A 20,769-nucleotide genomic window follows, 5' to 3' on the forward strand; every position below is an offset into this window, starting at 1 on the left:
ATGGCATCCGCGGCGCGCCCCGAACCCGTCGTCGGAGAGGTGGCCTCGTCTCGCCGGACCGGTGAGGTGCAGGTCGTGGTGGCGCTCCGGCCGTCGGAAGCGACACCGGTGCGCTCCGCGGCCAGCGGGATGGTCACCCAGGTGAACGTCGTCGAGGGTGACGCCGTGTCGACGGGGACGGTGCTGGTCGCGGTCGGCGACGAGGACGTCGTGGCCTATACCTCGGCGCGACCGATGCACACGGACGTCGCCGAGGGCGACTCGGGAGCTGCCGTGTCCGTGGCGCAGCAGGTCCTGACCGAGCTCGGCCTCTACAGCGGCAACGTCGACGGCAAGGCGCATGCAGGCACCGTCCGCGCGATCGTCGCTTTCAACGAGGCGCACGGCCGCAGCAGGGAGCGCGTGCTGGCGATCTCGTCCCTGGCGTGGCTGGGCCCCGAGCCGGTCACCGCGAAGGACGTGCTGGTGCGGCCCGGGGAGACCGTGGGGCCGGGTACCGACCTGTTCGGCACGGCGGACACCTTCTCCGCCGTCGACGTGAGGTCGGAGGGTGGCTCATGGCCTGACGGACCGCTGGTGCTCGATGTCGGTGGCCTCTCCGTCCCGCTCGACCCGGGTTCCAGGGCCGTGACGGACTCCGTCTTCGTCGACGAGGTCGCACGGATCCTCGGTCCGGACGGCGCTCAGAAGGGTGGGTCGGGCGTGGTCCGTCGCGCCGAGCCCGTCGAGGTCGGCGTCGTGCCAGCGTCTGCGGTCGTCACGGATGCGAGCGGTCGCGTCTGCATCTTCGAGGACCGCGCGGGCGCGGCCGTCGCGATCACGCCCACTGGCGGCTCTCTCGGCACCGTCGACGTGGACGCCACCCTCGTCGGGCGGCCGTTGTTGGTCAATCCGCGCGAGGTCCGTGCAGACCTGGACTGTGGTTGAACGTGCGGCTCGTCGTGCGCAGCCTGCGGCACGCCTACCCGGGTGCAGGCTCGCCGGTGCTGGACGGCGTCGACGTGGACCTGCCCGCGGGGACGGCCGCCGCAGTGGTCGGCCCGTCCGGGTCGGGCAAGACGACGTTCATGGCGCTGCTCGGCGGGCTCCTTCCGGTGCAGGACGGACACGTCGCTGCTGTCGACCAGGACGGTCGCGAGCACCGCGTCGCCGACGTCGCCTCCTGGGTGCTCCAGACCGTCTCGCTGCTCCCCGCCCGGACCGCGCTCGACAACGTGCTCGTCGGAGCCTGGGCGACGACAGCCGACATGGTCGTTGCCCGCCAGCGGGCCGAGGCCGCGCTCGCCGACGTCGGGCTCGCAGCGCGAGCGAAGGACCCGGCCCGGGTCCTGTCGGGTGGCGAGTCGCAGCGCGTTGCCATCGCTCGGGCCATGGCGTCGCAGCGTCCCGTCATCCTGGCCGACGAGCCCACGGGCCAGCTCGACGCAGCCACCTCGGCCATCGTCCTCGACGGGATGCTCGCGGCACGCGGCGAGCGCACTGTCGTGATGGTCACGCACGATGCCGAGGTCGCGGCACGGTGCGACCTCGTGCTCGAGCTGCGCGACGGTCGGCTGCGGGAGCGGTCGTGACAGACCGACGACCTTGGCCGTGGTCGCTGCTGGTGGCCGAGGGCGTCAGGACCGCGCGCGCCGACCGCTGGACCTCAGCCATGGTCGTGGCCGTGGTCGCGTGGGTCTGCGCGGGCATCGGTGCCGCCGACGCCGTCGACGTCTCGCGGGCAGTGCGTGCCGAGCAGGCGTGGATCGAGGCCGGGGCGTACGTGATGCGGGTCCAGGGAGCGATCCGCGACGACGACCGGTTGCCGCTGCCTGCCGCGGTGTGCGAGCAGCTGAGTGACGTCGACGGTGTGAGCGGCGCGTTCTGGGCCACGCCGCGCTCGGACGCCTCGTCGTTCGCCCACGTGCCGGGAGGGCGCTTCTCGATGGTTGACGTGTCGCCGGGTGTGTGGGCGTTCCTCGACGTCGACGTCCCTCCCGTGCCGGCCGTGGTCGTGAGCGAAGGGCTCGCGCGACGAACCGGCGTGGCGGACGGCAGCCCCGTACGAGTCGGGGAGTCGGACGTCGTGACTGCGAGGACGTCGTTCGTCGCGGTCCTGGGAAACGACCTGGACGGCGCGCTCCTGGTGCCCTCCGGCCCGCGCGAGCGGGCCGACGCGTGCTTCATCCGCACGGACGCGTCACACGTCGAGGGTGTCGCCGAGCTCGCGCGGGCAGCGCTCGGCTGGGAGGGCACGGACGCCGTCGTCTCCCCGCGACTCCACGGCGACGAGTTCACGGTCGACTTCTCGCGTGCGCACGAGGAGCGCGAGCTGCGGTGGGCGTGGGTCGCGGGTGGCGCGTTCATGGCGGTGATCTGGGCCCTCATCCTGTGGTTCCGGCGGGGGCAGACCGCGATCTACGCGACCTTCGGTGTGACCACGGCACGCCGGGTCGTCCTGAGGGTCGCGGAGTGGAGCGTGCTGGCGGGGCCTGGGCTGCTGGCGGGATGGGCGCTGGGGTGCCTGGTGGCGCTGGCGCTGGGAGCAGACGCGCGTTCCGCGTTGACGCAGACCTCCGTCCAGGCGATGGCTGCGGTGTCGATGGCCTCGGCGCTCGTCGTCCTGGTGTCGGTGCGCCCCGCCGGCACCCTCATCGACCAGCTCAAGGACCGCTGACCCCGTCTGTATCCGCATCTGTATACAGCCGAAACCGGATGTTTACAGAACCCGTCGGATCCGCGAAACACGGCGTCCCTAGGTTCCTCGGCCATGGGGACCGGTCTGTATACGCCGCGGGACACAGCGCGGTGGCACGCGGACGCACCGGCCCCCGAGCCCGGCACCCTCGCCAAGCTCCTGACAGCGAAAGGCACCCTGTTGACCACACACTCCCTGCCCCAGCGGACGTCCCGACCGCGCGCGCTCGTCGTGTCGGCCACGGCGGTCGCGGCCATGCTCGCCCTGACCGCGTGCGGATCGCGCACCGCCGCGGGCGACGAGGGCACCGCCGCCTCCTCCGGCGGCACGTCCTGCGTCGACACCTCCGGCGACACCGTCAAGATCGGGTTCCTCAACTCGTTGTCCGGCACGATGGCGATCTCCGAGCAGACCGTCCGCGACTCCCTCGACCTCGCGGCGGAGGAGATCAACGCGGCCGGCGGCGTGCTCGGCAAGCAGCTCGAGATCGTCGCCGAGGACGGCGCGTCCGAGCCCACCGTCTTCGCCGAGAAGGCCGAGAAGCTCATCTCGTCCGACTGCGTCGCCGCGGTCTTCGGCGGGTGGACCTCGTCGTCCCGCAAGGCCATGCTCCCGGTGTTCGAGTCCCAGGACTCGCTGCTGTTCTACCCGGTCCAGTACGAGGGCCTCGAGGCGTCGCCGAACATCTTCTACACCGGCGCGACGACGAACCAGCAGATCATCCCCGGCATGGACTACCTGGCCGAGCAGGGCAAGACCAAGGTCTTCCTCGTCGGCTCGGACTACGTCTTCCCGCGGACGGCGAACAAGATCATCAACGCGTACGCCGAGGCCAACGGCATCGAGATCGTCGGCGAGGAGTACGCACCGCTCGGGCACACCGACTTCGCGACCATCGTCAACAAGCTGGGCTCGTCGGGCGCCGACGCGGTGTTCAACACCCTCAACGGCGACTCGAACGTGGCGTTCTTCAAGGAGTACAAGAACGTCGGCCTCACGGTGGACGCCGTCCCGGTCGTCTCGGTGTCCATCGCCGAGGAGGAGGTCGGCGGCATCGGCGTCGAGAACATCGTCGGCCAGCTCACCGCCTGGAACTACTACCAGACGGTCGAGTCGGCGGCGAACGACACCTTCGTCGCGGCGTTCAAGGAGAAGTACGGCGAGGACCGTCCGACGTCCGACCCGATGGAGGCCGCGTACACCTCGCTGTACCTGTGGAAGGGCATGGTCGAGAAGGCCGAGTCGTTCGACGTCGCGGCCATCCAGGAGGCGGCGGACGGCGTGACGTTCGAGGCCCCCGAGGGCACCGTCACGGTGAACGGCGACAACCACCACATCGCCAAGACGGCCTACATCGGCGAGATCGCCGAGGACGGCCTGATCTACCCGGTGTGGGAGTCCGACGGCCCGATCGAGCCGGACCCGTTCCTCGAGGGCTACGACTGGGCCGAGGGCCTGTCCTGACCCACGTCCCGCACGCCAGGACGCACGCCTGAACGCGGTGGCCCGGCCCGACCCCTCGGTCGTGCCGGGCCACCGCAGGCGGGTGCGTCCACCACCTCACGGAAGGCGGCGCCGCATGGACGCCCTGTTCTCCCAGCTCTTCGCGGGCCTGAGCCTCGGCTCGGTGCTGCTGCTCGCGGCGCTCGGCCTGGCGCTGACGTTCGGCCAGATGGGCGTCATCAACATGGCGCACGGCGAGTTCATCATGGCCGGCGCGTACACCGCGTTCGTGCTGCAGCTCGTCATCCCCGACGCCGGGGTCTCGCTGCTGGTGGCGCTGCCCGTCGGGTTCGTCGTCGGCGGTCTGCTCGGCCTGCTGCTCGAGGTCACCCTGATCTCCCGCATGTACCGAAGACCGTTGGACACCCTCCTCGTGACCTTCGGTGTCGCGCTGGTGCTGCAGCAGCTCGCACGCGACATCTTCGGTGCGCCGAACGTCGACGTGCGCGCCCCTGCGTGGCTGTCCGGCGCAGTGCCGTTCCTCGGCATGAACCTGCCGAGGACGCGTCTGTTCATCCTCGCGATCGCGATCCTCAGCGTCGTCGTGCTCTCGCTGGTCCTCAAGCTCACGCCGCTCGGCCGCCGGATCCGCGCGACGGTGCAGAACCGCGACCTCGCCGAGACGTCCGGCGTCTCGACGCGCGCGACCGACCGCCTCACGTTCTTCGTCGGCTCGGGCATCGCGGGGATCGCGGGCGTCGCGCTCACGCTGCTCGGGTCGATCGGCCCGACGCTCGGCACCAACTACATCGTCGACGCGTTCCTCGTGGTCGTCGTCGGCGGCATCGGGCAGCTCAAGGGTGCCGTGATCGCGGCGTTCTCGCTCGGCATCCTGCAGGCGACGTTCGAGTACTCGACGACCGCGAGCCTGGCCAAGGTGCTCGTGTTCGTCGTCATCGTCGCGTTCCTGCAGGTCCGGCCGCAGGGCCTGGTCTCGGTCCGCACGCGGAGCCTGGCATGAGCGCGGCGGCCCAGGGGCCGGCCACGGACGCGTCGGCCACGGACGCGGCGACGCCGTGGTGGCGCCGCCCGGCCATGCGCGTCTGGGGCGGTGTCGCGATCGCCGCGGTCGTGCTGTTCGGGCTCGCCCCGGCGCTGCTGTCGGACTTCCGCCTCAACCTGCTCGCCAAGTTCCTGTGCCTCGCGATGGTCGCGGTCGGCATCGGCCTGGCGTGGGGGCGCGGCGGCATGCTCGTGCTCGGCCAGGGCGTGTTCTTCGGCATCGGCGGCTACCTCATGGCGATGCACATGAAGCTGTCCGACGCGGGCCCCGACGGGGTCCCCGACTTCATGCTGCTGTACGGCGACGGCATCGTGCCGGGCTGGTGGGAGCCGTTCCGCAACCCCGTCGTGACGATCCTCGCGATTCTCGTCGTGCCGGCCGGGCTGGCCGCGCTGCTGGGTCTCGCGGTGTTCCGACGCCGGGTGCGGGGCGCGTACTTCGCGATCCTGTCGCAGGCGCTCGCGGCCGCGTTCGCGATCCTGCTCGTCGGGCAGCAGAAGGTCACCGGCGGCACCAACGGGCTCAACGGGTTCCGGTCGTTCTTCGGCTTCGACCTGGCCGACCCGCTCAACAAGCGGATGCTCTACTTCATCGCCGCTGGCGTGCTCATCGTGATGGTCCTGGTCGTGCGGCTGCTCATGGCGTCCCGCTACGGCGAGCTGCTCGTCGCGGTCCGCGACCAGGAGAACCGCGTGCGGTTCCTCGGCTACGACCCGGCGAACGTCAAGGTCGTCGCGTACGCCGTCGCCGCGTGCTTCGCGGGCATCGGCGGCGCGCTGTTCGCGCCGATCGTCGGCATCATCTCGCCCGCGGACGTCGGGGTGATCCCGTCGATCGGGTTCCTCGTGGGCGTCGCGATCGGTGGCCGCGCGACCCTGCTGGGCCCGGTGCTCGGCTCGATCGCGGTGTCCTGGGCCGAGACCGGCCTCTCCGAGCAGTTCCCGTCGTTCTGGACCTACTTCCAGGGTGCGCTGTTCATCCTCGTCATCGCCTTCCTGCCGCAGGGGTTCGCGTCCCTCGGCGGGCTGTGGCGCCGACGCCGCGGGGCCACGTCCGAGGGCACCCCGCCGGCACCGCCCACCACGACGGCAGCCGCCGTCGACGACGGGGGCGGTGGCGACGACGCGGATGCCGCGGTCGAGTCGTCCCGCACCGCAGGGAGGCACGCATGAGCGAGCAGACGCACACGGGCGTCGAGCCCCCGCTCGACGCGACCGCCGGGCTGGACCCGGAGGCCCTGGAGGCCGTCCTCGCCGCACCCGGCGAGCGGTTCAAGCACGACTACCTGGAGATCCGTGACCTGCGGGTCGTGTTCGACGGGTTCGTCGCGGTCGACGGCGTGGACCTGACGGTCACCCGGGGGGACCTGCGGTTCCTCATCGGGCCCAACGGCGCCGGCAAGACGACGATCGTCGACGCCATCACGGGCCTGGCCCCGGCGCAGGGCTCCGTGCAGTTCGGCGGTGTCGAGCTGGTCGGCAAGCCGTCGCACAAGATCGTGCGTGCCGGGGTCGGGCGCACCTTCCAGACCGCGAGCGTCTTCGACGAGCTCACGGTCCTGCAGAACCTCGACATCGCCGCCGGTGCGGGGCGTCGTCCGTGGACGATGCTGCGCCGCCGCAGCGTCGTCCCGTCCGAGGTCGAGGCCGCGCTCGAGACCGTCGGCCTGGCGCACGTGCGGGACCTGCCCGCGGGCGTCCTCGCGCACGGGCAGAAGCAGTGGCTCGAGATCGGCATGCTGCTGGTGCAGGACGCGCGCCTGCTCCTGCTCGACGAGCCCGTCGCGGGCATGAGCCAGGCCGAGCGCGAGGAGACGGGCCTGCTGCTGCAGCGCATCGGCGAGCAGCGCACGGTCGTCGTCGTCGAGCACGACATGGAGTTCCTGCGGGCGTTCGCCGCGTCGGTCACGGTGCTGCACCAGGGCAAGGTCCTGTCCGAGGGGACGGTCGCGCAGGTGCAGGCCGACCCGCGGGTCGTCGAGGTGTACCTGGGGTCCGGCGCGCACGGCCGCGGACGTGGCGCAGCGTCCACGTCGGCGGCGCCCGCCGAGCCCGTCGCGAGCACGGAGGTGGAGTGATGCTGGAGCTGCGCGGGGTGCACGTCGGGTACGGCCGCACGGCCGTGGTCCACGGCGTCGACATCAACGTGCCGGACGGCGAGGTCGTCGCGGTCATGGGCCACAACGGCGCGGGCAAGACGACGCTGCTGCGGGCCGCGGTCGGGCTGCTGCCCGTGCGGTCGGGCACGGTCGTGCTCGGCGGCGAGGACGTCTCACGGTGGCGCCCGCACCAGCGGGTGCGCGCCGGGCTGGCGTACGTGCCGCAGGGGCAGCAGTCGTTCGGGCAGCTGACGGCGCGGGAGAACCTGCAGCTCGTCGCGGACGTCGCCGGGGCGGCGGGCGCGACGCGCCTCGACGAGGCCCTCGACCTGTTCCCGGCGCTGCGCGGTCTGCTCCAGCGGCGTGCCGGCCTGCTGTCCGGCGGTCAGCGTCAGCAGCTGGCGATCGCGCGCGCGCTCATCACCGGGCCGCGCCTCATCGTCCTCGACGAGCCGACCGAGGGCATCCAGCCGTCGGTGGTCGCCGAGATCGAGGACGCGATCGTGCAGCTCGCCGGCGCGGGCGGGCTGTCGGTGCTGCTCGTCGAGCAGCACGTGGGCTTCGCGCTCGCGGCGGCGTCGCGGTACTACGTCCTGGAGTCGGGGCGGGTCACGGCCGAGGGTGCCGGCGGCGTGGCGCAGGAGGGTGACGTGCGTGCCGCGATGGCGATCTGAGCACGGCCGAGCAGGTGAACCCCGGGACCTGCGTCGCGGGGCGACGGGGGGCAGGGGGCTAGTGTCGTGATCATGTCGAACGGGCCGCGCGAGCGTGCCGCACCGGAGCCGACGGTGGTCGTGCCCGAGGTGTCGTTGCGCGAGCGCGTGTACAGCCGGTTGCGCGACGAGATCCTCAACGGGCGCGTCTCGCCGCGTGAGCGGCTCACCGAGCCCAAGCTGTCCCGGGCGTTCGAGGTGTCGCGCACGCCCGTCCGCGAGGCGCTGTCCCGGCTGCTGTCCGACGGGCTGGTCGAGCGCACCGACTTCGGGTACGCCGTCGTCGTGCCGTCCCTGGCGTCGTTGCGGGACCTGTACGAGCTGCGGATCACGCTCGAGCTGCGCGGCATCGCGCGGGCCATCGAGAACCCGCAGGTCCAGCACGACCGCGCGCTGCTGGGGACCGAGCTGGTGAAGTGGCAGGAGATGCGGGACGTCGTCCCCGACCCGGACCCGAGCTTCGTGGTCCTCGACGAGGGCTTCCACCGGGCGCTGTCGCAGGCGTCCGGCAACGGCCAGCTGACGGACGCCCTCGTGACCGTCAACCAGAAGATCCGTGCGGTCCGCATGCACGACTTCATCGAGGACGAGCGCATCACGGCGACCATCGAGGAGCACCTCGAGATCCTCGACCTCGTCCTCGACGACCGGCTCGGGGACGCCTTGACGGCGCTCCACAAGCACGTGGGCGAGTCCTTGGAGGTCGTCATGGAGCGCGCAGCCCACGCGATGGCCCGGATGGCGGTCGCGGGCTGAGGGACCGCCGCAGAGTGTGAAGGGTTGTTGCCGGATCCCGGCAACAACCCTTCACACTCTGCGGCGGGTCTACAGGTCGCGGCGGACGGGTTCCGTGCGGGTCTCGACCGCGCCGTGGCGCAGCAGGTTGACGACGGACGCGATGAGCCCGCCCCAGATCACGATCATCGCCACCAGCATCATCACGATCGCGCTCGTGCTCATCGGTGGTCTCCCTCGTGGTGCGTGCCGGTCGCGCCGGTGGTCGGGTCGGGTGTCGCGTGCAGGGGCGCCGCGGGGTCGGCGCCGGGTGGCGGTCCGTCCAGGTGGGTGCCGGCCCGCCACGGCAGCCGGGCCAGGAGGAAGCCGACGACCGGCAGCACCAGCACCATGGCCCAGCCGAAGACGACGAGGAGCCAGGTGGGGTAGTCCTCGTACGGTGCGCCGAGGTCGTCGCGGAGCGACAGGACGAGCACGACGGCCAGCCCGGTCGGTGCGACCACGCTCGTCAGCACGCGCCAGGTGGCGCCGACGCGGGGGCGTCCGTGGACGTTGAGGTGCTCGCCGAGGCCGGTCAGGGCCCGGATCGCCCAGACGACGACCAGCATGCTGACCAGGGCCACGACGAGGATGCCGTACTGGTTGACGAAGTGGTCGACGACGTCGAGGACGTAGATGCCGCTCGTCGTGCTGAACAGCACCAGGCTCAGCACCGCCGCGGGGACACCGACCACGAGGGTCGCCGTGAGGCGGCCGGTGTCGAACTTGTCGCGGACCGCGGAGATCACGACCTCGATGACGCTGACGAGCGACGTGAGGCCGGCGATGACGAGCGACCCGAAGAACAGGACGCCGAGCAGCGCGCCGGCCGGGGCCTCGCTGATGATCGTCGGGAACGCGATGAAGGCCAGGCCGATCCCGCCGCCGGCGACGGCGTCGACCGGGACCCCGTTGGCCTGGGCCATGAACCCGAGGGCGGCGAACACGCCGATGCCGGCGAGCAGCTCGAATCCGGAGTTGGAGAAGCCGACGACGAGGCCGGAGCCGATCATGTCCTCGCGCCGGCCGACGTACGAGGCATACGTGATCATGATCCCGAAGCCGATGGACAGCGAGAAGAAGATCTGGCCGAACGCGGCCGCCCACACCGACGCCGAGGTGAGGGCCGACCAGTCCGGCGTGAAGAGCGCGTCGAGGCCGGCGCCCGCCCCGGGCAGCAGCAGCGCCTGCACGACGAGGGCGGCGAAGGCGACCAGCAGGACCGGGATGAACACCAGCGAGGTCGCGCCGATCCCGCGCTGGACGCCGAGGGCCATGATCACCAGGACGCCCAGCCAGACGAGCGCGAGGGGCACGAGGACGCCCGGCACCACGTCGGTGGTGACCCGGACGTCACCGGCCTGGAGGAACTCCCCGAAGAAGAAGGCCTCGGGGTCCGACCCCCACGCCTGGTCGAGCGAGAACAGGGTGTACCGCAACGACCACGCGATCACCGCCGCGTAGTAGACGGCGATGACGAAGCAGATGGCCACCTGCCACCAGCCGAGGGCCTCGGTGCCGCGACGCAGCCGGGCGAAGGACAGCGGTGCGGAGCCGCGGTGGCGGTGCCCGATGGCGTAGTCGAGCAGCAGGAACGGGATCCCGGCGGTCAGCAGCGCGACCAGGTACGGCACGAGGAAGGCGCCGCCACCGTTCTCGTAGGTGACGTAGGGGAACCGCCAGATGTTGCCGAGCCCGACCGCCGAGCCGATCGCCGCCAGGATGAAGACGCGCCGTGAGGTGAAGACCCCGCGCCGCTGCTCCACGTCGGCCTGCGCCGCGCCGGCCCGCCCCGCGCCGGTCTTCCCCGCGCCGGACTTCCCCGCGTGGTCCCCCGCCGTTGCGCTCATCCTGACCTCCGCGTCGTCGTGGGCCGAGCCTGGCAGGGTCCCCGCGCACTGGCAACGGGAGTACGTAACCAGGCGTTTACGTCCGCGCGCGTCCCGGGTAACAGCAACTTCCTACCGTCGGGATACCGGCGTGTATACACGCCTCGCCCGACCTGAAGGACACCGTGTTCGACACCCTGCTCGTGGCCAACCGTGGCGAGATCGCCGTCCGCATCCTGCGTGCGGCGTCCGCCCTGGGGCTGCGGACGGTCGCCGTGCACTCCGACGCCGACGCCGCCGCACCCCACGTGCGCCTCGCCGACGTCGCCGTGCGCCTCGGCCCGGCACCCGCGGCCGAGTCCTACCTGCGCGCCGACGCGCTGCTCGCGGCCGCCGCCGCGACGGGGGCCGGCGCCGTCCACCCGGGGTACGGGTTCCGGTCGGAGGACGCGGGCTTCGCCGCCGCGGTCGAGGCTGCCGGCCTGGTGTTCGTCGGCCCGACGCCCGGGCAGCTGGCCGTCTTCGGTGACAAGCACCGCGCGCGGCAGGCGGCCGGGGCCGCGGGCGTCCCGCTCATGACGGGCAGCGGGCTGCTGACCGACGTCGACGACGCGCTGGCCGCCGCGGAGCGCGTCGGGTACCCCGTGATGCTCAAGGCCGTCGGCGGGGGCGGGGGCACCGGGATGCGCGCGGCCGCGACACCGGCGGAGCTGCGGACGGCGTTCGCGCAGGTCCACGCGCTCGCGGCGGCGGGCGACGGCCTCTTCCTCGAGCGCCTCGTGCGGCGGGCGCGCCACGTCGAGGTGCAGGTCTTCGGCGACGGCGCGGGGCGCGTCGTGAGCCTGGGGGACCGCGACTGCTCGCTGCAGCGCCGGCACCAGAAGGTGATCGAGGAGGCGCCCGCCCCGGCGCTGCCGGACGACCTGCGTGAGCAGCTCGCGGCGTCGGCGCGCGCGCTGACGGCGTCCGTCGGGTACCGGTCGGCCGGGACGGTCGAGTACGTCGTGGACGTCGAGCGCGCCGAGGCTGCGTTCCTCGAGGTCAACGCGCGGCTGCAGGTGGAGCACACGGTCACCGAGGAGGTCACGGGCGTCGACCTGGTCGCGTGGATGCTGCGGCTCGCGCGCGGCGACGCGGACCTGCACGCCGAGCTGGCCGCGCTGCCGGACGCGGGCCCGCCCCTGCGCGGGCACGCCGTCGAGGCCCGCGTCTACGCCGAGGACCCGCGCCGCGGTCACCGCCCCGACGCCGGGCTCCTCACCGCGGTCACGTTCCCCGCGGACGTCCGCGTCGACACGTGGGCCGAGGCGGGCCAGGAGGTCACGGCCCACTACGACCCGCTGCTCGCCAAGGTCGTCGTGCACGGCGCGGACCGCGCGGCGGCCCTCGCGGCGGCCCGCGACGCGCTCGCGGCGACGTCCGTCCACGGGGTCAGCTCCAACCTGCCGCTGCTGCGCGCGGCCGTCGCGGACGACGAGGTCGCCGCGGCCCGCCACACCACGACGACGCTCGCGAGCGTCGTCGACGACGAGCCGTGGGTCGAGGTGCTGCGCCCGGGCGTCATGACGACGGTCCAGGACTGGCCCGGACGCGTCGGCCACTGGCACGTGGGGATCAGCCCGTCGGGGCCGATGGACGACCTCTCGTTCCGGCTCGGCAACGTCGCGCTCGGCAACCCCGAGGGTGCGCCGGGCCTGGAGTGCACGTTCCTGGGCCCGCGCCTGTGGTTCAGCCACGCGGCGGTCGTGTGCGTGACCGGGGCGCCCGCGCCCGTGACGCTCGACGGCGTCCCGGTGCCGCAGTGGGAGCCGTTCGACGTCCCCGCCGGGGCCGTGCTCGACGTGGGCGCACCGCCCGGGCCGGGCCTGCGGACGTACGTGCTGGTGCGCGGCGGGCTCGACGTGCCGCGGTACCTGGGGTCGACGGCGACGTTCGCGCTCGGCGGGTTCGGCGGGTACACCGGCCGCGCGCTCGCCGTCGGGGACGTGCTGGTGCCCGCGCCCGTCGGCGCCGACGCCGGACCGGTCGCGGCCGTCCCGCCGGAGGCGCGTCCTCTGCTGACGCACGCGTGGCAGCTCGCCGTGCAGGAGGGTCCGCAGCCCGCCCCGACGTACCTCACGCGGGACGACATGACGATGCTCTACGGCACGACGTGGGACGTGCAGGCGCACGCCAACCGCACCGGCATCCGGTTGTCCGGCCCGCGCCCGCGCTGGGCGCGTCCCGACGGCGGCGAGGCGGGGCTGCACCCGTCGAACGTGCACGACAACCCGTACTCGGTGGGCGCGCTCAACATCTCGGGGGACACCCCGATCCTGCTGGGGCCGGATGGGCCGTCGCTGGGCGGGTTCGCGTGCCCGGTGACCGTGGTGAGCGGGCACCGTTGGCGCCTCGGGCAGATCCGGCCCGGGGACACCGTGCGCCTGGTCCCGGTGCCCGCGGCGACGGCCGACGCGCTGCGCACGTCGAGCGTCCGGCGCGCGGCCGCGAGCCTGCCGGCGGACCTGCTCACGGGTCCCGACGGCGACGACGGCGTGCTCGCGCACGTCGACGCCGACCCCGACGACCCGCTGCGGTTCCCGGAGGTCGTCTACCTGCGCGGTGCGGACGACAACGTGCTCGTCGAGTACGGCCCGCCGGTCCTCGACCTGGGCCTGCGGCTGCGCGTGCACGCCCTCGCCGAGGCCCTCGGGGCCCGCGACCTGCCCGGAGTCGTCGACGTCACGCCGGGGGTCCGCAGCCTGCACGTGCACGTCGACCCGGCCCTGCTGCCCGTGCGGGACGTCGTCGACGTGCTCGGCGCGATCGAGGCGGACCTGCCCGCGACCGACGACCTCGTCGTCCCGTCGCGGCGCCTGCACCTGCCGTTCTCGTTCGAGGACCCGGCGGTGGCCGAGGCCGTCGAGCGGTACACGGTCGGGGTGCGGGCCCGCGCGCCGTGGCTGCCGTCGAACGTCGAGCTGGTGCGTCGGATGAACGGGCTGGGGAGCGGGGCGGACGTGCTGGCGACGATGACGGCGGCGGAGTACCTGGTGATCGGGCTCGGCGACGTGTACCTCGGTGCGCCCCTCGCGGTGCCGCTGGACCCGCGGCACCGGCTCCAGACCACCAAGTACAACCCCGCGCGGACGTGGACGGCGGCCGGCACGGTCGGGCTGGGCGGGCAGTACCTGTGCGTCTACGGCATGGACTCCCCGGGCGGCTACCAGCTGGTCGGACGCACCCTGCCGGTGTGGGCGGGCCACCGGCAGCACGGGCCCTTCGCGCCCGGCGTGCCGTGGCTGCTGCGGTTCTTCGACCGCATCGTCTGGCACGCGGTCAGCGCCGACGAGCTCGCCGCGCAGCGCACCGCGTTCGCCGCCGGGCGCCTCGAGGTGCACGTCGAGCAGGGCACGTTCTCCGTGCGCGAGCACCTGGACCTGCTCGCCGCGCACGCCGGCGACATCGCGCGCACGCGGGCGCGGCAGGCGGACGCGTTCGCGGCCGAGCGGGCGGCGTGGGCGGCGGCGGGTGAGCTCGACGTGCGCCCCGTCGACGTCGGGACGTCCGGGGGTGCGCCCGGGCGCGCGCCCGACCCTGCGCCCGACCCTGCGCCCGACCTGCAGCCCGACCCCGCCGACGCGGGCACGCTGCCCGACGGGCACGTGCTCGTCGCGGCGCCGATGGTCGGGTCCGTCTGGCGCGTCGCCGCCGTCGTCGGTGCCGACGTGCGTGCGGGTGACCTGCTGGTGGCCCTCGAGGCGATGAAGCTCGAGCTTCCGGTCGCGTCGCCCGCCGACGGTCGGGTCGTCCGCGTGCTCGTCGAGCCGGGTCAGCACGTCGCGCCCGGAGCCCCCCTCGCCATCCTGGAGGTGAGCGCGTGAGCGCCACGACCCGCACCGCAGACGGCCCCGTGGGCGTCGCACCCGGCGGCGACGGACCCGCGCAGGCCCGGGTGCGCGCCGCGTACGCGCGGCTGGCGCAGGTCGACCGGCCCGAGGTGTGGACGCTGCTGCTGCCGCAGGCGCAGGTCCTCGCGGCGGCCGCGCGCGTCGACGACCGGCTCGCGGCGGGTGAGCACCTGCCCCTGGCGGGCACGACGCTCGCGGTGAAGGACAACGTCGACGTCGCGGGGCTGCCCACGACCGCGGGCTGCCCGTCCTTCGCGACCGACCCCCGCGGCCGCCCGGGCCCGGCCGCCGTGACGGCACCCGCCGTGCAGGCGCTCCTCGACGCGGGCGCGGTCGTGCTCGGCAAGACGAACCTCGACCAGTTCGCCACGGGGCTCGTCGGGACGCGCTCCCCGTACGGCGCGGTGCGTCACGCGACGCTGCCCGGCAGGATCTCCGGCGGGTCGTCGTCGGGGTCGGCGGTCGCGGTCGCGCTCGGCGTCGCCGACGTCGGCATCGCCACCGACACCGCCGGCTCGGGGCGCGTGCCGGCGGCGTTCCACGGCCTCGTCGGCATCAAGACGACCGTCGGGCTGGTCCCCACCGAGGGGGTCGTCCCGGCGTGCGCGTCGTACGACGTCGTCACGACGCTGACGCGTGACCTCGAGACGGGCGTGCGCGCGACGCGGCTGATGGTCGACGCCGCGCGGGACGCCGGGCCGACGCGCCGCGGCTGGCCCGCGGACGTGCGGGTCGCGCTGCCCGACGCCCCCGTCGTCGCCGTGCCGCGGGCCGACGACCTCACGTCGCTGAGCCCGTCGTGGCGGGCGGCCTTCGACGCGGCCGTGGCGCGGGCGCGGGACGTCGGGGCGCGGACCGTCGAGGTCGACGTGTCGGGCATGCTGGCCGCCGCCCGCCTGCTCTACGACGGCGCGATCGTCGCCGAGCGGTACGCCGCCGTCGGCGGGTTCCTCCAGACGCACCCGGCGGACGCGGACCCGACGGTCGCGGCGATCGTGCTGGCGGGCGCCGACGTGCCCGCGGCGGCGTACGTGCGGGACCGGGCGGCCCTGGACGCCGCGCGCGACGCGGCGCTCGGCCTGCTCGACGGGTGCGACCTGCTGCTGCTGCCGACGACGACCGAGCACCCGACGCTCGCGGAGGTCGCCGCCGACCCGGTCGGCGTCAACAAGCGGCTCGGCACGTACACCAACTTCGTCAACCTGCTCGACCTGGCCGCGGTGGCGGTCCCGGCCGGCGAGGCCGCGGGCGGGCCGTTCGGCGTCACGGTGCTGGCGCGTGCGTTCGACGACCAGCTCGCCCTGGACCTCGCGGCGCGGCTGCTCACGGGCGCGTCGGGCTCGCCGGCTGCGGGCGCGCCGGCTGCCGACGCGCCGCTCGTCGTGTCCGGGACCGTCGAGCTGCTGGTCGTGGGGGCGCACCTGCGCGGCCAGCCGCTGCAGCACGAGCTCTCCGCCCTCGGCGCGCGGTTCGCGCGCACGGCGCACACGTCGGACGCCTACCGGCTGCTCGCGCTGCCGACGAGCCCGCGCAAGCCGGGGCTGGTGCGCGTCGGCCCGGGGCAGGGGACGACGATCGCCGGTGAGGTGTGGCGGTTGGCCTCGGGGGCGCTCGGGGCGTTCCTCGCGACGCTGCCCGCACCGATGACCCTGGGCCCCGTCGACCTGGCGGACGGGTCGCGGGTCGTCGGGTTCGGGTGCACGGCGCAGGCCGCGGCCGAGGGCTTCGACGTCACCGACGCCGGCGGCTGGCTCGCCGCGCTGGACCGGGGGCTGGTGCCGCGCTGACGATGCCCGCGCCCACCCGGACTCGCTGACCCGGCCCCCTCCCGATCACGCCGCCACCCGATCACTCCGACCCCGTCCCCGGGTCCACCCACCCACACCCCGTCCCGACCACCCGCCCTCACCCCGTCCCGACTACCCGCCCTCCAGGCGCGAGAGGTCGATCCAGCCCCGACCCGCGGACCACGAAGGAGCACGACGATGCACGTTCCCGACCAGTACCTGACCGACCCGGTGTCGGTGACCACCGCGGCGATCGCGGGCGCCGTCGTCGTGGGCGCGGCCCTGCGCGCACGACATGATGCGACGCTCGCGCCCCACCCGGCGTTGATCGGCGCGACCACCGCCGCCGTGTTCGGCCTGCAGATGCTCAACTACCCCGTGGGTGCCGGGACCAGCGGGCACCTCATGGGCGGCGCCCTGGCCGCGGCGCTGCTCGGACCCGTGTGGGGGCTGCTGTCCGTCACGCTCGTGCTCGTCGTGCAGGCGGTGGCCTTCGCGGACGGCGGACTGACCGCGCTGGGGACGAACACGCTGCTCATGGCGGTCGTCGGCACGCTCGTCGGCTGGGCGGTCGCGCGGGGCGTCGTCGGGGTGGCGCGGCGACGTGCCGCCGACGCGCCGGACGTGCGGGCCGTCGGGCCGGTCGCGGCCGCCGCGGGAGGTGCCGCGGGGGTCGTCGCGGCCGCCGCGCTGTTCGTCGCGCTGTACGCCGTGGGCGGGACCGTCGGCGTGCCGCTCGGGACGCTGACGGCGCAGATGCTCGGGGTGCACGCGCTGATCGGGCTCGGGGAGGCCGTGATCACGGGTGCGGTCGTCGCGGTCGTCGTCGCCATCCGCCCCGCGGCGCTCGCGCTGACCGCGCGCGACGGCACAGCGGTGCCCGACGGCGCGCCCGGGCACGCCGGCGTGCCGTTGCGTGCCGGTGCGCTGCGCCCGGCGGGGGTGCTCGCCGGGGTCGCAGGTGTCGCCGCCGTGGTGCTGTCGTCGTTCGCGTCGAGCGCCCCCGACGGCCTCGAGGCCACGGCCGCGCGTGCCGGGTTCGCCGGCGCGGCCCGCGACCACGCGCTCGCGGGGATGCCGCTGGCCGACTACGGCGAGGCGGGCGGGGTCCTGCTCGGCGTCGCCGGTGGCCTCGGGGTCGTCGCGTGCGCGGTGCTCGCGACGGGCCTGGTGGCGGCGCTGACGCGCTCGCGGGCGGTGGCCGTCGAGGCCTGAGCCGTGCTCGCGACCGGCGTCCCGCGACCGGCGTCCCGCGACCGGTCCGTCAGCGGCGCCGGTCGCGGGCGGGGACGCGCAGCCCCGACGCCCGCAGGCGTCGGACGAGGTCGCGGGTGCTCACCGCCTCGGCGCCCAGCGCCACGACGTCGTCCCACCGCTCGACCGGGACGTCGTAGTGGTCGTGGTCGAACGCGCGTCGGGGGATGCCGGCGCGCGCGGCGAACGCGTGCAGCTCGTCGTACGACGTGTCGCTGACGAGGTGGCCCCAGACGGTGCCGTGCCGCGGCCACAGCGGGGGGTCGACGAGCACGCTCACCGCCCGAGGGTACGACGCGAGCCGACCACAGCCCCCGGCGCCGGCGCGCGTCCCCACAGATGTGCTCCCGTGCCGGTGGCGGCCGTGCGGGCACCCCTAGCGTCGTGCGTGCCGTCGTCAGCGGTGCCGCGACCCCGCGGCCGCGACGGCACCGGGAGGACGTCCATGAGCAGGTACGAGGTCGACAGCGCCCAGCTCGACGGGTCGGCGGCAGCCGTGCTGGCGCGGGCCGCGAGCATCCAGGCGGAGGTCGCGGCGATGCAGCGGCAGCTCGTCGAGCTGCAGGCGAGCTGGCGGGGCGGTGCGGCGGGGGCGTTCGGGTCGGTCGTCGCCGAGTGGAACGTCACGCAGACCCGCGTCGAGCAGTCGCTCGCGCAGATCGCCGCGGCGATGCAGGCTGCCGCGCGCGCGTACGCCGAGGCTGAGGCGCACGCGTCGCGGCTGTTCGCGCACTGACGCTCCGGGCGCCCGGTGGGCGGACGTCAGCGCGCCGCGGGAGCCTCGCCCGAGGCTGCCGCGCCGTCGACCACCGTGTCGGCTGCGGCGGCGGCGCGCTCGGCCTCGGCGGCCTCGAGCTTCGCGATCTCCTTCTCGAGGCGCTGCAGCTCCGCGGACACGTTCTGACGTGCCGGCTCCTCCCACGGACGGGCGAGCGGGCTGACGAACAGCGACGGGCGCGCCAGCAGCTTGTGCAGGATGCGCACGCGCGCCCGGATGTAGTCCTCGACCGGCAGGTGCGCGTACTCGGCGCGCACCTCCTGCAGGTAGGACTTGTACCGCTGCGGCTCGGTCGCGAGCATCGCGAGGTCCGCGTCGCACAGGACCGCGCAGTCGATGTCGGTCGGCGACGGGGCGTGCCGCACGAGTGCCGAGACGAGGTCGGCGACGCGCTGCGCGTTCTTCTCCGGGACGCCGAGGCCCGTGAGCTGCTCGCGGGCCAGCACGGCGCTCGCGGCCTCGTCCTCGCCGCCCCGGTTCGCGTACGCCTTGCGCTCCGCGGAGTCGAAGACGGCGCCGTGGTACCACGCGGCCAGCCGGACGAGCTCGGGGTGGTGCGCCTCCTCGTCGAGCTCGTCCACGCGCGCGAGCACGTCGACGAGGTGCTTGAGGTTGTGGAAGTGCCGCTCGGGGCGGGTCCAGCGTTCCAGCAGGTCACCGGCGATGCGCCGGACGTCATCGGGGGATGCGGTGCCACCGGCCTCGGTGACGTTGCGGGTGAATGCCGGGACGAGCCAGGCGGGTGCGTCATGGACGCCCATGGATCAGCCTCACGACGGTGACGACGGACGCGCCATCGTAGCCACCTCCGGCGGCGACGTGCGCACCAAACAGCTCCGGGACGTCAGACGCCGGGGGACATCGGCGGATCCGCACCCGGGTCCGCACCCGGGTCCGCACCCGGAGCCGGCTGGTCGGGCGCCTGGGCCGGGGGCCCGGCCACGGGCAGCTCGACGCGCACCGTCGTGCCGCCGCCCGGCGTCGGGCTCACGGCGACCTGCCCGCCGTGCGACGCGACGATGGCGGCCACGATCGCCATGCCCAGCCCCGACCCGCCGGAGTCGCGCGTCCGGGACGGGTCCACCCGGTAGAACCGTTCGAACACGCGCTCGGCGTGCTCGGGGGCGATGCCGGGGCCGTGGTCCCGCACCTCGAGCACGGCGGTGCGCTCGTCCGCGCCGGCGCCCACCACGATCTCCACGGGGGTGTCGGACGGGGTGTGCCGTGCGGCGTTGCCGACGAGGTTCGCGAGCACCTGCCGCAGGCGGGCCTCGTCGCCGCGCAGCAGCCGGGGTCCCATGACGCCGTCGAGGGAGTCCAGGCGCACCGGTCGCTGCGGGTCGAGCGCGCGCAGGTCGCTGACGGCGTCGGCCGCCAGCACCGTCAGGTCGACCTCGCCGAGCTGCCCGCGGCGACCCTCGTCGAGGCGCGCGAGCGCCAGCAGGTCCTCGACGAGCGATCCCATGCGCGTCGCCGACCCCTCGATGCGGTGCATGGTGTCGGTCACCTGGTCGTCCGTGGTCAGCGCGCCCATCCGGTACAGCTCGGCGTACCCGCGGACCGCTGCCAGGGGCGTGCGCAGCTCGTGCGACGCGTCGGCCACGAACCGCCGCATGCGTGCCTCCGACGCCGTGCGGGCGTCGAACGCCTCCTCGATCTGCGCGAGCATCCCGTTGAGCGCCACGCCGAGGCGGCCGACCTCGGTGGACTCCGGGGCCACGGGCACCCGCTGGGACAGGTCGCCGGCGGCGATCTTCGCCGCGGTCCGCTCGATCTCGCCCAGCGGGCGCAGCGAGCGGCGCACGGCCCAGCCGCCGACGAGCACCCCCGCGACGACGATGAGCAGACCCGAGGACGCCAGGCTCCAGCCCATCGCGACGACCGTGCTGTGGATGTCCTTGAGGGGGAGGCCGACCACGACCGACCCCGTGGTGCCGTCGGGCGCCTGGAACGGGTACGCGACGACCCGCCACGGCGACCCGGCCCTCGTGGACGCCACCGTGAACGGCTGGCCGCTGACCGCGGACGCCGCGGTGGCCGTGAAGTCCTCGACGCGCGGGGTCCCGTACGCGAGCTGCGTCGCGTGACCGACCAGCGGCGCCTCGTCGTCCTCGGTCTGTACGCGCACGTAGTAGTCGCTGGGCCCGAGCAGCCCGCGGCCGTTGCTGAGGAACCACAGGGCGTCCTCGGCCACGACCTGCGCCTCGGTCGCCAGCTTCTCGTCCACGGGCGTCAGCAGGCTGCGCTCGAGCAGGGTCGTGGCGGTCACGCCCGCGACGATCAGGCCCGTACCGAGCAGCACGGCGGTGATCGTCACGAGCCGCCAGTGCAGCGAGGTCGCCCGCCAGACCGAGCGCGCGACCGCGGCCGGGCTCCGTCGCGGTGCGGGCGGGTCGGTGGGGGTCGGCGCGTCGGACGGTGCGGGTGGGTCGGCCGGCGTCGGCGCGTCGTGCGTCGTCCCCC

At 74.3% G+C, this 20,769-nt stretch carries 18 protein-coding genes; 13 read left to right on the forward strand and 5 right to left on the reverse strand.

Annotation, left to right across the window (positions count from 1 at the left end):
- Positions 1-75 precede the first annotated feature (75 nt).
- The 9 genes from OKX07_RS03865 (at position 76) to OKX07_RS03905 (ending at position 8,750) form a co-directional block, all read left to right on the forward strand.
- Positions 76-927 carry a peptidoglycan-binding domain-containing protein gene (locus tag OKX07_RS03865; RefSeq protein ID WP_265630539.1) on the forward strand — a complete coding sequence of 284 codons (852 nt, stop codon included), beginning with the start codon at positions 76-78 and terminating at the stop codon, positions 925-927.
- Between the two features lie 2 nt (positions 928-929).
- Complete coding sequence (locus tag OKX07_RS03870) at positions 930-1,571, forward strand: ABC transporter ATP-binding protein (protein ID WP_265631798.1); 642 nt, start codon at positions 930-932, stop codon at positions 1,569-1,571.
- Positions 1,568-2,656, forward strand: coding sequence for a hypothetical protein (locus tag OKX07_RS03875; RefSeq protein ID WP_265630540.1), 1,089 nt, complete (start codon positions 1,568-1,570; stop codon positions 2,654-2,656). Before OKX07_RS03870 ends, OKX07_RS03875 begins: the two co-directional genes overlap by 4 nt.
- Positions 2,657-2,857: 201 nt before the next feature.
- Positions 2,858-4,141, forward strand: a complete 1,284-nt coding sequence (gene urtA, locus OKX07_RS03880) for an urea ABC transporter substrate-binding protein (protein ID WP_265630541.1) — start codon at positions 2,858-2,860, stop codon at positions 4,139-4,141.
- 115 nt (positions 4,142-4,256) lie between these two features.
- Complete coding sequence (gene urtB / locus OKX07_RS03885) at positions 4,257-5,141, forward strand: urea ABC transporter permease subunit UrtB (protein ID WP_265630542.1); 885 nt, start codon at positions 4,257-4,259, stop codon at positions 5,139-5,141.
- Positions 5,138-6,355, forward strand: a complete 1,218-nt coding sequence (urtC, locus tag OKX07_RS03890) for an urea ABC transporter permease subunit UrtC (RefSeq protein ID WP_265630543.1) — start codon at positions 5,138-5,140, stop codon at positions 6,353-6,355. The genes urtB and urtC overlap by 4 nt, the downstream gene beginning before the upstream one ends.
- On the forward strand, positions 6,352-7,260 hold the full coding sequence (gene urtD / locus OKX07_RS03895) for an urea ABC transporter ATP-binding protein UrtD (RefSeq protein WP_265630544.1): 909 nt from the start codon (positions 6,352-6,354) through the stop codon (positions 7,258-7,260). The genes urtC and urtD overlap by 4 nt, the downstream gene beginning before the upstream one ends.
- Positions 7,260-7,955, forward strand: coding sequence for an urea ABC transporter ATP-binding subunit UrtE (gene urtE, locus OKX07_RS03900; protein ID WP_265630545.1), 696 nt, complete (start codon positions 7,260-7,262; stop codon positions 7,953-7,955). Before urtD ends, urtE begins: the two co-directional genes overlap by 1 nt.
- 72 nt (positions 7,956-8,027) lie before the next feature.
- Complete coding sequence (locus OKX07_RS03905; RefSeq protein ID WP_265630546.1) at positions 8,028-8,750, forward strand: GntR family transcriptional regulator; 723 nt, start codon at positions 8,028-8,030, stop codon at positions 8,748-8,750.
- A 69-nt stretch (positions 8,751-8,819) separates the two neighbouring features.
- Here OKX07_RS03905 and OKX07_RS03910 read toward each other — a convergent pair whose 3' ends face one another.
- Together OKX07_RS03910 and OKX07_RS03915 are read right to left on the reverse strand one after the other, a co-directional pair.
- The gene (locus tag OKX07_RS03910) at positions 8,820-8,954 is read right to left on the reverse strand and encodes a methionine/alanine import family NSS transporter small subunit (RefSeq protein WP_265630547.1); all 135 of its coding nucleotides are present in this window, start codon (positions 8,952-8,954) and stop codon (positions 8,820-8,822) included.
- Positions 8,951-10,618 carry a sodium-dependent transporter gene (locus OKX07_RS03915; protein WP_265630548.1) on the reverse strand — a complete coding sequence of 556 codons (1,668 nt, stop codon included), beginning with the start codon at positions 10,616-10,618 and terminating at the stop codon, positions 8,951-8,953. The genes OKX07_RS03910 and OKX07_RS03915 overlap by 4 nt, the downstream gene beginning before the upstream one ends.
- 164 nt (positions 10,619-10,782) lie before the next feature.
- Here OKX07_RS03915 and uca point away from each other — a divergent pair, with 164 nt between their 5' ends.
- The 3 genes from uca to OKX07_RS03930 all read left to right on the forward strand — a co-directional run bounded on the left by uca (position 10,783) and on the right by OKX07_RS03930 (position 17,489).
- Complete coding sequence (gene uca / locus OKX07_RS03920; RefSeq protein WP_265630549.1) at positions 10,783-14,460, forward strand: urea carboxylase; 3,678 nt, start codon at positions 10,783-10,785, stop codon at positions 14,458-14,460.
- A complete protein-coding gene (gene atzF, locus OKX07_RS03925; protein ID WP_265630550.1) occupies positions 14,457-16,274 on the forward strand; it encodes an allophanate hydrolase in 1,818 nt (605 codons plus the stop codon). Before uca ends, atzF begins: the two co-directional genes overlap by 4 nt.
- Positions 16,275-16,472: 198 nt before the next feature.
- The gene (locus tag OKX07_RS03930) at positions 16,473-17,489 is read left to right on the forward strand and encodes an energy-coupling factor ABC transporter permease (RefSeq protein WP_265630551.1); all 1,017 of its coding nucleotides are present in this window, start codon (positions 16,473-16,475) and stop codon (positions 17,487-17,489) included.
- A gap of 49 nt (positions 17,490-17,538) precedes the next feature.
- Here the strand turns inward: OKX07_RS03930 and OKX07_RS03935 are convergent, their stop codons facing one another.
- On the reverse strand, positions 17,539-17,808 hold the full coding sequence (locus OKX07_RS03935) for a DUF4031 domain-containing protein (protein ID WP_265630552.1): 270 nt from the start codon (positions 17,806-17,808) through the stop codon (positions 17,539-17,541).
- 165 nt (positions 17,809-17,973) lie between these two features.
- Between OKX07_RS03935 and OKX07_RS03940 the strand changes: the two genes are divergently transcribed.
- Complete coding sequence (locus OKX07_RS03940) at positions 17,974-18,264, forward strand: WXG100 family type VII secretion target (RefSeq protein ID WP_265630553.1); 291 nt, start codon at positions 17,974-17,976, stop codon at positions 18,262-18,264.
- 26 nt (positions 18,265-18,290) lie between these two features.
- Here OKX07_RS03940 and OKX07_RS03945 read toward each other — a convergent pair whose 3' ends face one another.
- Complete coding sequence (locus OKX07_RS03945; RefSeq protein ID WP_265630554.1) at positions 18,291-19,067, reverse strand: hypothetical protein; 777 nt, start codon at positions 19,065-19,067, stop codon at positions 18,291-18,293.
- Positions 19,068-19,150: 83 nt separating this feature from the next.
- The gene (locus tag OKX07_RS03950) at positions 19,151-20,623 is read right to left on the reverse strand and encodes a sensor histidine kinase (protein WP_265630555.1); all 1,473 of its coding nucleotides are present in this window, start codon (positions 20,621-20,623) and stop codon (positions 19,151-19,153) included.
- Positions 20,624-20,769: the final 146 nt, after the last annotated feature.

The organism is Cellulomonas sp. S1-8, from assembly GCF_026184235.1.
Taxonomy (GTDB): Bacteria; Actinomycetota; Actinomycetes; order Actinomycetales; family Cellulomonadaceae; genus Cellulomonas.